Here is a 12815-nt window from a genome sequence, read left to right on the forward strand (position 1 = left end):
CGGTCGCATGCCACGTTCGGTTCAATCGCACGGGGCCCGGTTCGGGCCGTCACCCGCCGCCCGTCATCCGCCGGCCGCCCCCGCCGCCACCTTCTGCGCCCACCGGTAGTCCGCCTTGCCGCTCGGCGACCGGCGGATGGACTCCGCGATCACGAGCCGGCGCGGCACCTTGTACCCCGCGAGCCGCGTCCGGCAGTGCCTCTGGAGCTCGTCCAGGGACATCCGTGCCGCCCCCCGGCGCAACTGCACGACGGCCGCCACATGGTGCCCCCACTTCACGTCCGGCACCCCGGCCACGAGCGCGTCGTACACGTCCGGATGCGCCTTGAGCGCCTGCTCGACCTCCTCGGGGTACACCTTCTCGCCGCCCGTGTTGATGCACTGCGAGCCCCGCCCGAGGACGGTGACGACGCCCTCCTCGTCGACGGTGGCCATGTCGCCGAGCAGCACCCAGCGCTCACCGTCCTTCTCGAAGAAGGTCTCGGCGGTCTTCCGCGGGTCCTTGTAGTAGCCGAGCGGCACATGGCCGCACTGCGCGACCCGGCCCACCTCGCCCACGGCCACCGGCTCGTGCGTGGCCGGATCGACCACCTGGGTGCGGGAGTTGACCCGGACGCGGAAGCCCCGCTCGGGGCCGGAGTCCTCGGTCGCCGTTCCGTTGAAGCCGGACTCGGAGGAGCCGAAGTTGTCGAGCAGCATGGCGTTCGGGACCAGTGCCCGGAACTGCCGGCTCACCGTGTCCGACATGATCGCGCCCGACGAGGACACGCTGAACACCGACGACATGTCGGTGCCCTTCATGGGGCCCTCCAGGGCGTCGATGAGCGGCCGGAGCATCGCGTCGCCGACCAGGGACATGGCGCTGACCTTCTCCCGTTCGACGGTCCGCAGCACCTCCTCGGGCACGAACTTGCGGTGCAGGACGACCCGTTGGCCGAAGTTGAACCCGATGAGGGCGGTCAGGGTCGAGGTGCCGTGCATCAGCGGGGGAGTGGGGAAGAACGTGATCCCGGCCCCGCCCGCCGCGACCCGCTCGGCGAGTTCCTCCGGCCGCCCGACCGGCTCCCCGGTCGGTGCCCCGCCGCCCAACCCCGAGAAGAACAGGTCCTCCTGACGCCACATCACGCCCTTGGGCATCCCGGTGGTCCCGCCGGTGTAGATGATGAACTGGTCGTCGGCCGAACGTGCCGGAAACCCGCGCTCGGGCGCTCCGGAGGCCTCGGCGTCCGCGAAGTCCACCGCGGACAGCCCGCCCGGCCGCGCCTCCCCGACCCGCACCAGGTGCCGCAGCCGTTCCGTGTGCGGCAGCGCGGCCGCCACCCGGTCCGTGAACTCCGCGTCGAAGACCAGTCCCACCAGATCCGCGTCCCGGTAGAGGTAGACCAACTCCTCTTCCACGTAGCGGTAGTTGACGTTGACCGGGACGATCCGCGCCTTCATGCACCCCAGCAGGGTCTGCAGGTACTCCACCCCGTTGTAGAGGTGCAGTCCGACGTGTTCACCGGCTCGTACCCCGCTGTCGAGCAGGTGGTGACCGATGCGATTGGCCGCGGCGTCCAGTTCGGCGTACGTCAGCCGGCGCTCCGCCCCCGTACCGGGAATGTCGATGTACGCGAGCGCCTCGCGGTCCGGCACCACGTCGACGACCGACTCGAACAGGTCGGCAAGGTTGTACTCCACCGTTCCTCCTGAACTGGTCCCGGCCCCGCGCTGTGACGGTTCGCCGGTCATCAGAGCAAAGGGTGGCGTGCGTGGGAAGGGCTCGCGCGAAGAAATCTGACTGTCTGTCAGAAAACTCTTGAAGTGCGTCGGCGCCTCCTGCAACCTGTTCTCGTTCTGGCAGAGGGGAGACGGTCGATGGGTGGGACGGAACACCTCGACATCCAGCGCGAGGGCGCCACACTGGTGCTCACGCTCAACAGGCCCGAGGCGAAGAACGCGCTCTCGTTGCCGATGCTGGTCGGCCTGTACGACGGCTGGGTGGAGGCGGACGCGGACGACTCGATCCGCTCGGTCGTGTTCACCGGCGCGGGCGGCTCGTTCTGCGCCGGCATGGATCTCAAGGCCCTCGCGGGCAAGGACACCGGCGGCGAGCAGTACCGGGACCGGCTCACCGCCGACCCGGACCTGCACTGGAAGGCGATGCTGCGCCACCACCGCCCCCGAAAACCGGTAATCGCGGCCGTCGAGGGCCACTGCGTCGCGGGCGGCACCGAGATGCTCCAGGGCACCGACATCCGGGTCGCGGGCGAGTCCGCGACCTTCGGCCTCTTCGAGGTCAGGCGCGGCCTGTTCCCGATCGGCGGCTCGACGGTCCGGCTGCAACGCCAGATCCCGCGCACCCACGCGCTGGAGATGCTGCTCACCGGGCGCCCGTACACCGCGCGCGAGGCCGCCGACATCGGCCTCGTCGGGCACGTCGTCCCGGACGGCACGGCACTCGCCAAGGCCCTGGAGATCGCCGAACTGATCAACGCCTGCGGCCCGTTGGCTGTCGAGGCGGTGAAGGCGTCGGTCTACGAGACGGCGGAGATGACCGAGACCGAGGGACTCGCCGCCGAGCTGAAGCGGGGGTGGCCGATCTTCGACACGGCCGATGCGAAGGAAGGGGCCCGTGCTTTCGCGGAGAAGCGGCCGCCCGTCTACAAGCGCGCGTAGCGCCGCGTCGGCTTCGGCCGGTTCCTGGCTGCGGGTCCGTTGTGGCTGGTCGCGCAGTTCCCCGCGCCCCCAAAGGGCGCGCCCCGCACCGTCTCCGAAGGAGTTACGCCCCCTATGCCCGACGTACTCAAAGCCCCCCTGGTTGTCGAATTCCCCTTCACCCGTTCCCTCAGCCCCGTGCAGAGTGCCTTCCTGACCGGGCTCCGGGAACGTGTGATCCTCGGCGTGAAGACCCGGGACGGCCGCACCCTGGTCCCGCCGGTCGAGTACGACCCGGTCACCGCCGAGGAGATCCGGGACCTCGTCCACGTCGGTGTCACCGGCACCGTCACCACCTGGGCCTGGAACCACGAACCCCGTCGCGGACAGCCGCTGGGCACACCGTTCGCCTGGGTCCTGGTGAAGCTCGACGGCGCCGACACCGCCCTGCTCCACGGCCTCGACGCCCCCGGCCCCGAGGCCGTGCGCACCGGCATGCGGGTCCGCGTCCGCTGGGCCGAGGAGCGCACGGGAGCCATCACCGACATCGCCTGCTTCGAGCCGTACGACGGAGACGACTCGGAAGTCACTGTCCACGCGGGCGAGTTCGAGGACCCGGTCCACGGCATCGTCGCCCACGCCCGTCTCGACTACACCTACTCACCGGGCCGCGCCCAGACCGCCTACATCAACGCCCTCGCTGAACGACGGGCGGTCGGCGAGCGCTGCCCGTCCTGCCGCAAGGTGTACGTGCCGCCGAGGGGCGCCTGCCCCACATGTGGCGTGGCCACATCGGAACAGGTGGAGGTGGGGCCGGCCGGCACAGTGACCACCTTCTGCATCGTCAACATCAAGGCCAAGAACCTCGACATCGACGTGCCGTACGTCTACGCCCACATCGCCCTCGACGGCGCCGACCTCGCGCTGCACGGCCGGATCGGCGGCATCCCGTACGACCAGGTGCGCATGGGGCTCAGGGTCGAGCCGGTGTGGACCGAGGGCGGCCGTTACCCGGACCACTACCGGCCGACCGGCGAACCCGACGCGGACTACGAGACGTACAAGGAGCTCCTGTGACCAGCGACGCAGCCCCGGAGCCCCGCGACATCGCCGTCGTGGCCTTCGCCCAGTCCGACACCCTGCGCTCCACCGAGGAAGTGTCCGAGGTGGAGATGCTCATGCCGGTCCTGCACGACGTCCTCGCCCAGACCGGCCTGAAGACCGCCGACATCGGCTTCACCTGCTCCGGTTCCTGCGACTACCTCGCGGGGCGCGCCTTCTCGTTCACCCTCGCCCTCGACGGCGTGGGCGCCTGGCCGCCCATCTCCGAGTCGCATGTGGAGACGGACGGCGCGTGGGCGCTGTACGAGGCGTGGACCAAGCTGCTGTCCGGCGACGCCGACACCGCGCTCGTGTACTCGTACGGCAAGTCCTCGCCCGGCTCCCTCCGGGACGTGCTCACCCGCCAGCTCGACCCGTACTACGTCGCCCCCCTCTGGCCCGACTCCGTCGCCCTCGCCGCCCTCCAGGCCCAGGCGCTCATCGACGCGGGCGACACGGACGAACGCGAGCTGGCGGCGATCGGCGCCCGCAGCCGCGCCACCGACAACCCGCGCGCCCAGCTCAAGGGGCCCGTCCCGCAAGGGGATTACCTCGTACGACCGCTGCGCACCGGGGACTGCCCGCCCATCGGTGACGGAGCCGCCGCGGTGGTCCTCGCGGCGGGGGAGCGGGCCAGGGACCTGTGTGAGCGCCCCGCCTGGATCCGCGGCATCGACCACCGCATCGAGGCGCACTCGCTCGGCGTCCGCGACCTGACCGACTCACCCTCCACGCGGCTGGCGGCCGAGCGGGCCGGAGCCTTCGAACGACCCGTGGACACCGCCGAGTTGCACGCGCCGTTCACCTCGCAGGAGGTCGTCCTGCGCAAGGCCCTGCGGCTCGACGACGCCACGCGGGTCAACCCGTCCGGCGGCGCCCTCGCCGCCAACCCGATGATGGCCGCGGGACTCGCCCGCATCGGCGAGGCCGCCGCCCGCATCCACCGGGGCGAGTCCGACCGGGCCCTCGCCCACGCCACTTCCGGGCCCTGCCTCCAGCAGAACCTGGTCGCCGTACTCGAAGGGGATCCCCGATGAGCAAGGAGCCCGTGGCCGTCGTAGGCATCGGCCAGACCAAGCACGTCGCGGCCCGCCGGGACGTGTCGATCGCCGGGCTCGTCCGGGAGGCCGCCCGACGGGCGCTCGACGACGCCGAGTTGACCTGGGCCGACGTCGACGCCGTGGTGATCGGCAAGGCGCCGGACTTCTTCGAGGGCGTGATGATGCCGGAGCTGTACCTGGCCGACGCCCTCGGCGCGGTGGGCAAGCCGATGCTGCGGGTGCACACGGCGGGCAGCGTCGGCGGCTCCACGGCCCTGGTCGCCGCGAACCTGGTCGCGGCCAGGGTGCACTCCACCGTCCTCACCCTCGCCTTCGAAAAACAGTCCGAGTCCAACGCCATGTGGGGCCTGTCCCTGCCGATCCCCTTCCAGCAGCCCCTGCTGGCCGGGGCGGGCGGCTTCTTCGCGCCGCACGTGCGCGCGTACATGCGGCGCACCGGTGCCCCCGACACGGTCGGCTCCCTGGTGGCGTACAAGGACCGCCGCAACGCGCTCAAGAACCCGTACGCGCATCTGCACGAGCACGACATCACCCTGGAGAAGGTCCAGGCCTCGCCCATGCTCTGGGACCCGATCCGCTACTCCGAGACCTGCCCCTCCTCCGACGGCGCCTGCGCCATGGTGCTCACCGACCGGGCCGGGGCCGCCCGCGCGCCCAGGCCGCCCGCCTGGATGCTGGGCGGTGCCATGCGCAGCGAGCCCACGCTGTTCGCCGGCAAGGACGCCGTGTCGCCCCAGGCCGGCAAGGACTGCGCGGCCGACGTGTACCGCCAGGCCGGCATCGCCGACCCGCGCAGGGACATCGACGCCGTGGAGATGTACGTGCCCTTCTCCTGGTACGAGCCCATGTGGCTGGAGAACCTCGGCTTCGCCGACGAGGGCGAGGGCTGGAAGCTCACCGAGGCAGGGGTCACCGAGCTGGACGGGGATCTGCCCGTCAACATGTCGGGCGGGGTGCTGTCCACCAATCCGATCGGCGCCTCCGGCATGATCCGCTTCGCCGAGGCCGCCCTCCAGGCGCGCGGACAGGCCGGGGAACACCAGGTGGAGGGCGCCCGCAAGGTGCTCGGACACGCCTACGGCGGCGGGTCCCAGTTCTTCTCCATGTGGCTCGTGGGGTCTGAGCCCCCTGATGCGTGAACCGACTCCCGAAAGGTCCCCCTCACGTGGCCTGTCGGCGGTCGGAGTCGATCGCTAGGCTGGCCGCGGACGAAGCGATCGGGAGGAGCAGGACGTGGCCGAGACCACCATCCAGCAGCAGCCGCTCATGGGCTGGGAGAAGCCGGAGCTGGACCTGAGCAACGCCGATTGGCACTCGAGCAGCCGCGGTCTGGGGGATGTCCAGATCGCCTTCGTCGAGGGGTTCATCGCGATGCGCAACAGCGGCCGCCCGGAGAGCCCTTCCCTGATCTTCACCCCCGCGGAGTGGGGCGCGTTCGTGTCAGGGGCGCGGGAAGGAGAGTTTGACCTCACCTGACGGTGAGCACACGGACGGGGCGTGAACCGACGGCCGATCCGACGGTGTCCCTTCCGTTTTTCCGGACACGCGACCTCGAGCACCTTCCCGGGGCCGACGCCTGAGCGAGGCTGACCCCAGGAGGGGGAGGGTCGTTTTTCCGGAAGTGAGGAACACATGAGCACCCTGCCGGTGATCGCCGCGGTGGACGGTTCGGACGACAGCCTGCGCGCCCTGGACTGGGCGCTCGACGCGGCCCGTCGGCGCGGAGCGCCCCTGCGGGTGGCGCACGTACGGCAGTACGCCGCCTGGGCCCAGCCCGACGTCCTCGTCGCCGGTGCGCCCGACGCGGACGACGATCCGGTCCTCGACCGGGTGCGGACGTATCTGGAGGAGCGCCCCGACCGCCTCGACGGCCCCGACCTGCCCCGGACGGAGTACCTCGGTGTCGAGGGCGCGCCCGGTGCCGTCCTGCCCGAACTGGGCTCCACCGCCCAGCTCCTGGTGCTCGGGTCCCGGGGCCGCGGCGGCTTCGCCAGTCTGCTGCTCGGCTCCAACGGCATGGCCGCCGCCCGTGACGCCGAGTGTCCCGTGGTCGTGGTGCCCCGCCCCGGGCGCCAGGTCGACGGCGAGGCACCTGCCGGGCCGGGCCCGCGCGTGGTCGTCGGCCTGCACGTGGACAGTCCCGACGACGCCGCCCTCGACTTCGCGTTCGCCGAGGCCGGCCTGCGCGGCGCCCGCCTCCAGGTGGTCGCCGCCTACCAGTGGCCCCTGCGGAGCTGGGCAGCACCGGCCGAGACGATCCCGCCGATGATCGACCAGGACGCCGTGGAGAACGAGACCCGGGCCCTCGCCGAGGGCTTCCTCGCCCCGCACAGCGCCTGCCACCCGGGGGTCGTGGCCGAGCCTTACGTGCCCCCGGGCGACGCGGCCGGGCATCTGGTCGCGGCCTCCCGGGGGGCCGACCTGGTCGTCGTCGGCCGGCACCGGCGCCGCCTGCTGGCGCCGGCCCGCATGATGGGGTCCGTCACCCAGGCCGTCCTGCTGCACGCGGCGAGCCCGGTGGCGGTGGTACCGCCCGGGGCGGTGGAGCCGCAGGACCTCCCGGAGGACTGAGGAGCCGGCGGGTCCGTCCTGTGCGTCAGGCGGCTTGGGCCGCGTCGACGGGCGGACCGCCCTTCAGCAGTCGACGGGCGGGACCGCCCTCCAGCAGCCGACGGGCGGGCCCGCCCTCTAGCATCAGCCGCATGCGGGACACGATCGACAGCGACACCCGGCTCGCCCTGGACCTGGCCCTGACCGTCCGGCACGACGGACACGGCGGGGTCGCCGACGACCTGGGCGACCTGGCCGGTCTCACCGCCTGGGTCCGGGAGCACACCGAGACGCTGCCGGACGCCCCGGACCTCGTCCTCGACGAGCGTGCCCTGGCCGCGGTGCGGGACCTGCGGGCCGCCGTCCGCGCCCTGTTCGCCCACGCCGTACGTCCCGGCGACCCCAGCCCCGCCGACGCCGCACGCCTCCTGCCGGTGCCCGAGGCCGTGGCCCGCCTCAACGCGGCCGCCGCCCGCACCCCGACCGTCCCCGTGCTGCACTGGACCGACGGCGCCGAACCCGTCGTACACCGGCAGCCGGCCGCGCCGGGGACCGACCTCACGGCCGTACTCGCGCAGGCCGCGATCGCGTTTCTCTCCGGAGCCGACCGGCGACGGCTGCGGGCCTGCCACGCCCCGCGCTGCGTGCGCTACTTCCTGAAGGACCATCCGCGGCAGGAGTGGTGCAAGCCCTCCTGCGGCAACCGCGCCCGGGTGGCACGCCATCATGAGCGGCACAGGAGGCAGGGGGAGGGGCCATGACGTCGAAGGCGGCCAGGCGGCGGTTCAAGAAGGCCGACCGGCTACGGGCGTTCCGGGATGCGCTGCGCGGGGAGGCGGTGACTCGGCGGGGCGAGCGGTTCCGTTCGGCCATGGCCGCCCTGATGTTGCTCGTGTGTGGCGTGCTCCTGACCGGCTACTCCGGCCTGATGTTCGCGGGCGCGACAGGACTGTCCGGGACCGCGGGTCGGCTGCACGTCGACTCGTGCGCTGTGGTGAGGCCGTACAACAACAAGCCGGTCACCGAATGCCGTGGCCAACTCCTTTCGGCCGACGGCCGGTTGGTCGACACCGACGCGGTCATCGAGGCCGACGCCCGCGTCGGAGCCACCATCCCGGTGCGCGACCAGCCGCTGACCGGGCTCGAAACGCTCGGGTTCAGGGCGGTCGCCGGCTGGGCGACCATGACGGTGATGGGGCTCGCCCTCCTCGCCTTCGGGTGCGTCAGCGCGCTCACCCTGTGCGGCCTGGACGCCGCCGCGACCGTCGCCACGCGCTACGGCGCCGCGCTGGTCGGGATCGTCGCCCTCGGCGGGATGGTCTACTTCCTCACCGTGCTGTACGAACATCTCTTCTAGCAGCGCTCGCGACGGCCGGCCGACAGCAGGCAGGGGCGTCCGGCCGGGAACGGACCGCACCGGCCCGCGAACCGTGAGTGATCCTCCGTGGCAGCGCGGGAAGCCGCGCGGCCGACCCCACGCACCTGCCCCCGCACGACCACGTGAACGCCCATTACCATGGGCGCATGTCGTTCCTCCGCCGCCGCAGCGCCACCCCCGCCGGTCCAGACTTCGACGTACTGGCCATGGACCCGGGCGACTGGCCCGGCAACCTCGGCGCGGGACTCCTGCCCGCCCCCGACGGCACCTGCCAGGGCGTCTTCCTGCGCTACGACCTCTTCGGCGGCCGCGGCCCCGCGATGATCATCGGCAACCTCCCCGAGGGCTCCCCGGCCCGCGAGGTCCCCGAGGGCCAGGTCCCCTTCGAGGTGGCCCAGCTGCTGATCGCGCTGGAGAACGACGAGGAGGTGACCGTCACCGACACCGAGGACGTGCCCGTCATGCAGGGCGACAACCTCCTGATCGTGCGCCGCCTCAAGCTCTCCGAGAGCCGGATCTCCTGCGTCCAGTTCGACCGCAGCGACAACGTCCTGGTGACCATCGCCGCCTGGGACCGCCCGATCACGGACGACCTGTACGCCCTCCTCAAGCCACTGCCGGCCGAGCTCTTCCAGCAGGGCTGAACATTCTCCGACAGCCGGCCTCGTGCGGCGGGACGGCATGCCCCGCCGCAGAGCCGCCCCGCTACCGCCGGCCGGACGGCTTCAGCTCGACGTCCGCCGCCCGCACGAACGCCACCCGGTGGCCGTACTGGATCTCGTAGTACAGGTCCTTGCCGACCACGACCTTGTGCGAGTCCGTCGTGAAGGTCACCGCGTAGTAGTACTCGCCGGGCACCCTGTCCCCGGCCACGTACGTCTGGCCCTTGAGCACCTTGTACGGCAGAGGCGACACCGCCTGCGCGGGCACCCCCGTCGGATAGGCGGAGGCCTCGGGGTAGGCACGGCCGTACACCGGGACGCTGTCGAGGCCGTCCTTCGGGGTCACCACGAGGCCGGCGGCGCTCACCGCGGTCGGGCTGCCCGCGGGGTTCTTGAACCAGGCCTTCTGGCCCAGGTACCAGATCGCCGTCCAGTCGCCGTCGCGCCCGGCGACCGCGTACTGCTGGCCGGTGGAGACCCGCGACGACAGGTCGTTGACGTCGATCGTCGGGGCCCTGCCGCCCAGACCGATGTCCGTGATGAGAGCCGAGCCCTCGTCGGGCGCCGAGTAGAGCCGAACCTCGCTCGAACCGTGGGGCGCGCAGGGCTCGCCCTTGGTGACACAGCCCGTGTACGTCGGCTGGTTGGTGGCGTAGTCGGGCCGGATCGTCACCAGGCCGCCCCGCTTGGGTGCGGTGGCCTTGAACGGGTGGCCCAGCAGCTCGAAGTAGTGCCGCCAGTCCCAGTACGGGCCGGGGTCGGTGTGCATGCCCGCTACGGTCGAGGTCGTCGGGCCGGGGACGTTGTCGTGGCCGAGGATGTGCTGCCGGTCCAGCGGGATGCCGTACTTCGCGGAGAGGTACTTCACCAGCCGCGCCGAGGACCGGTACATCGCCTCCGTGTACCAGGCGTCCGGGTTCGCCAGGAAGCCCTCGTGCTCCAGACCGATCGACTTGGCGTTGACATACCAGTTGCCCGCGTGCCAGGCCACGTCCTTGGCCTTCACATGCTGGGCGATGTGACCGTCCGTCGAGCGCAGGGTGTAGTTCCACGACACATAGGTCGGGTCCTGCACCAGGTTGAGGACACCCTCCCAGGCGCCCTCCGTGTCGTGGATGACGATGTACTTGATGCTTTGCGAGGCCGGACGGTCGCCCAGGTCGTGGTTGCCGTAGTCGTTGTCCCCGAACTCCTCGTACGGTGCCGGGATCCACTCGCAGGACACGGTCTTCGGGCACTCGGTGTTGCGCGCGGTCAGCTTCCGCAGGCCCGTCCGGGCGAGCTGGGCGGTGTCCGGGGTGAGCTCCGGCCGGGCGGCCAGGGCGACCCGCTGCCCGGCGTCCGTGGTGCGTTCCTCGCTGGAGCGCAGCACGTCGAAGACGTCGTTCGCGTACGCCGCGGCGGTCGCGCTGTCGTCCGCCCCGGAGAAACGGGCCACCGCGCCGTACCAGTCCGCCGGGTCCTGGCTCAGCGGCTCGCCCAGCTCCTTCTGCGCGGCGGCCAGCAGCGCGGCACCGCCGGCGACGTTGGCCGCGGGGTCGGTGCGCAGGTCCCGGGTGCTCAGGCCGGTCAGCTCGGCGGCCTTCGGCAGGGTCTCGAGCCGGGCGGGAAGGTCGGCGGGCTCCGGGACCTTCGTCTCCGGCAGCAAGGCGGGGCGGGCGCTGTCGCCGCGCGCGTCCTCGGTGCCCTCGCTGTGGTGCGGCGCCGAGGCGAGCGCGGTGCGGGCGTCGGTCAGGTGCATCGGGCCGTAGCCCCCGGTCACGCTCGGCGCGCCGGCGTGCGTGTCCCAGCGGGACTGGAGATACGAGACACCCAGCAGGACGCTCTGCGGCACGTGGTACTCGGCGGCCGCCGCGGCGAAGGCCCGCTGGAGACCGGCCGAGGAGTCCCCGGCCTGCGACGGGGCCGCGCCGAGCAGGGGCAGCAGCAGGGCGGTGCCGGCCATCGTGCCGAGCACCCTCCGGGCGGCTCTGTTGGGGTCGGTGACGGATCCTCGCAATGCAGCCTCCAGGGACGATCGAGCGAGATGAGCCGAGCGGGGCCGGGCGTGCGTCAGTGCTACCGGCTTGTCGACGATCCGTCAATCATGCCCAGAGGTAGGGGATTTCCCATGTCAATCCCGGTTCACGGGAGTTTCGTGGCGGACGCCCCACGGGCCTGCGGGGCGTCAGTGGCGTACACCATTGACCGGGTCCCGCGAAGGGCCCGGACATACGACGGTCCGCGGCGCGCCGTTCCACCGGGCGCACCGCGGACCACCGTCCCCGTCAGCGAGTGCCGACCGCCGCGCGTACGGCCCGACGGGCCAGCTGGCAGTCGTCGTGCAGCCGCCTCAGCAGCAGCCGCTGTTCCTCGCCGGACGGCGCAGCACCGGGGTGGGCCGCGCCCGGTGCCGCCGGGGTCGAGTCGTGCATCGAACGCTGCACGGCCGTCTCGTAGGTACGGATCTCACGGGTCAGCACGAGCATCAGGTTCACCAGGAAGGCGTCCCGTGAGGCCGGGCCCGCCGACTGGGCGATCTGGCTGATCTGACGACGTGCCACCGGGGCGTCGCCGAGGACCGACCACAGCGTCGCCAGGTCGTACCCCGGCAGGTACCAGCCCGCGTGCTCCCAGTCCACCAGCACTGGACCGGCCGGTGAGAGCAGGATGTTCGAGAGCAGTGCGTCGCCGTGGCAGAACTGGCCCATGCCGTGCCGGCCCGCCGAGTGCGCGATGCCGTGCAGCAGCTTCTGGAGGTCGCCCATGTCCCGGTCGGTCAGCAGCCCCAGCTCGTGGTAGCGGGAGATGCGGGACGCGTAGTCCAGCGGAGCGTCGAAGGTGCCCGCGGGCGGACGCCAGGCGTTGAGCCGGCAGACCGCGCCGAGCGCCGCCCTGATGTCCGCGCGCGGCGGGGCCTCCGCAGGATGCCGGTGCAGCGCCGCCACCCGGCCCGGCATCCGCTCGATGACCAGGGTGCAGTTGTCCGGGTCCGCCGCGATCAGCCGCGGCACGCGCACCGGAGGCCGGTGGCGGACGAACGAACGGTATGCGGCTATTTCGTGCCGGATCCGCTCGGCCCATACGGGGGAGTGGTCGAGTAAACACTTGGCGACGGCCGTGCTGCGTCCCGTCGTACCCACCAGGAGCACGGAGCGTCCGCTGCGGCGCAGCACCTGCACCGGGGCGAACTCCGGACAGATCCGGTGCACCGACGCGATCGCCGTACGCAGCTGGGCGCCCTGAGGGCCGGACAAGTCGAGTCTCCCGCTGAGCGGTTGGGTGCCGAGCCCCGGAACGCGCCGTGCCCTGCCCGTACCCGGGACGGGGGCCGTCGGCCGCGCGGGGTCGAGGTAGGGGCCACCGCCCGGGCGGAGATGCGGCGACCGGGGCGGGGCGGACACGGAGGACGATGCTGCGTACATGGGCGAGACAGATCCCTTCGTG

Annotated in this window: 12 protein-coding genes; 9 read left to right on the forward strand and 3 right to left on the reverse strand. The window is 72.1% G+C overall.

Features of this window, described 5'->3' with window-relative positions; translation table 11 throughout:
* Window positions 1-63 precede the first annotated feature (63 nt).
* Window positions 64-1680, reverse strand: coding sequence for an acyl-CoA synthetase (locus tag ABZ098_RS17860; RefSeq protein WP_356592048.1), 1617 nt, complete (start codon window positions 1678-1680; stop codon window positions 64-66).
* A 177-nt stretch (window positions 1681-1857) separates the two neighbouring features.
* On the opposite strand from ABZ098_RS17860, the gene ABZ098_RS17865 reads away from it, so the two are divergent.
* The 9 genes from ABZ098_RS17865 (at window position 1858) to ABZ098_RS17905 (ending at window position 9371) form a co-directional block, all read left to right on the forward strand.
* Complete coding sequence (locus tag ABZ098_RS17865; RefSeq protein WP_356592050.1) at window positions 1858-2658, forward strand: crotonase/enoyl-CoA hydratase family protein; 801 nt, start codon at window positions 1858-1860, stop codon at window positions 2656-2658.
* Between the two features lie 114 nt (window positions 2659-2772).
* Complete coding sequence (locus tag ABZ098_RS17870; RefSeq protein ID WP_356592052.1) at window positions 2773-3714, forward strand: OB-fold domain-containing protein; 942 nt, start codon at window positions 2773-2775, stop codon at window positions 3712-3714.
* The gene (locus ABZ098_RS17875) at window positions 3711-4775 is read left to right on the forward strand and encodes a thiolase domain-containing protein (protein WP_356592053.1); all 1065 of its coding nucleotides are present in this window, start codon (window positions 3711-3713) and stop codon (window positions 4773-4775) included. Before ABZ098_RS17870 ends, ABZ098_RS17875 begins: the two co-directional genes overlap by 4 nt.
* Window positions 4772-5938: a thiolase domain-containing protein gene (locus ABZ098_RS17880; protein ID WP_356592055.1), complete on the forward strand. Its 1167-nt coding sequence runs from the start codon at window positions 4772-4774 to the stop codon at window positions 5936-5938. The genes ABZ098_RS17875 and ABZ098_RS17880 overlap by 4 nt, the downstream gene beginning before the upstream one ends.
* A 94-nt stretch (window positions 5939-6032) precedes the next feature.
* Complete coding sequence (locus tag ABZ098_RS17885; RefSeq protein ID WP_007379863.1) at window positions 6033-6275, forward strand: DUF397 domain-containing protein; 243 nt, start codon at window positions 6033-6035, stop codon at window positions 6273-6275.
* 156 nt (window positions 6276-6431) lie between these two features.
* A complete protein-coding gene (locus tag ABZ098_RS17890) occupies window positions 6432-7370 on the forward strand; it encodes a universal stress protein (protein WP_356592057.1) in 939 nt (312 codons plus the stop codon).
* Window positions 7371-7501: 131 nt separating this feature from the next.
* The gene (locus ABZ098_RS17895; protein WP_356592059.1) at window positions 7502-8110 is read left to right on the forward strand and encodes a CGNR zinc finger domain-containing protein; all 609 of its coding nucleotides are present in this window, start codon (window positions 7502-7504) and stop codon (window positions 8108-8110) included.
* A complete protein-coding gene (locus tag ABZ098_RS17900) occupies window positions 8107-8706 on the forward strand; it encodes a hypothetical protein (protein WP_356592061.1) in 600 nt (199 codons plus the stop codon). The genes ABZ098_RS17895 and ABZ098_RS17900 overlap by 4 nt, the downstream gene beginning before the upstream one ends.
* A 167-nt stretch (window positions 8707-8873) precedes the next feature.
* Entirely contained in the window at window positions 8874-9371 is a 498-nt protein-coding gene (locus tag ABZ098_RS17905) for a hypothetical protein (RefSeq protein WP_037718541.1), read from the forward strand.
* Between the two features lie 61 nt (window positions 9372-9432).
* On the opposite strand, the gene ABZ098_RS17910 is transcribed toward ABZ098_RS17905, so the two are convergent.
* Together ABZ098_RS17910 and ABZ098_RS17915 are read right to left on the reverse strand one after the other, a co-directional pair.
* The gene (locus ABZ098_RS17910) at window positions 9433-11388 is read right to left on the reverse strand and encodes a peptidoglycan recognition family protein (RefSeq protein ID WP_356592063.1); all 1956 of its coding nucleotides are present in this window, start codon (window positions 11386-11388) and stop codon (window positions 9433-9435) included.
* Window positions 11389-11656: 268 nt separating this feature from the next.
* Window positions 11657-12793, reverse strand: coding sequence for an aminoglycoside phosphotransferase family protein (locus tag ABZ098_RS17915; RefSeq protein WP_356592065.1), 1137 nt, complete (start codon window positions 12791-12793; stop codon window positions 11657-11659).
* Window positions 12794-12815 lie beyond the last annotated feature (22 nt).

Source organism: Streptomyces sp. NPDC006335, assembly GCF_040612795.1.
Lineage (GTDB): Bacteria > Actinomycetota > Actinomycetes > Streptomycetales > Streptomycetaceae > Streptomyces.

Coding starts and splice junctions, on each gene's coding strand:
- ABZ098_RS17900 (WP_356592061.1), top strand. CDS start 8,107: ATGACGTCGAAGGCGGCCAGGCGGCGGTTCAAGAAGGCCGACCGGCTA.
- ABZ098_RS17880 (WP_356592055.1), top strand. CDS start 4,772: ATGAGCAAGGAGCCCGTGGCCGTCGTAGGCATCGGCCAGACCAAGCAC.
- ABZ098_RS17915 (WP_356592065.1), bottom strand. CDS start 12,793: ATGTACGCAGCATCGTCCTCCGTGTCCGCCCCGCCCCGGTCGCCGCAT.
- ABZ098_RS17870 (WP_356592052.1), top strand. CDS start 2,773: ATGCCCGACGTACTCAAAGCCCCCCTGGTTGTCGAATTCCCCTTCACC.
- ABZ098_RS17865 (WP_356592050.1), top strand. CDS start 1,858: ATGGGTGGGACGGAACACCTCGACATCCAGCGCGAGGGCGCCACACTG.
- ABZ098_RS17895 (WP_356592059.1), top strand. CDS start 7,502: ATGCGGGACACGATCGACAGCGACACCCGGCTCGCCCTGGACCTGGCC.
- ABZ098_RS17905 (WP_037718541.1), top strand. CDS start 8,874: ATGTCGTTCCTCCGCCGCCGCAGCGCCACCCCCGCCGGTCCAGACTTC.
- ABZ098_RS17890 (WP_356592057.1), top strand. CDS start 6,432: ATGAGCACCCTGCCGGTGATCGCCGCGGTGGACGGTTCGGACGACAGC.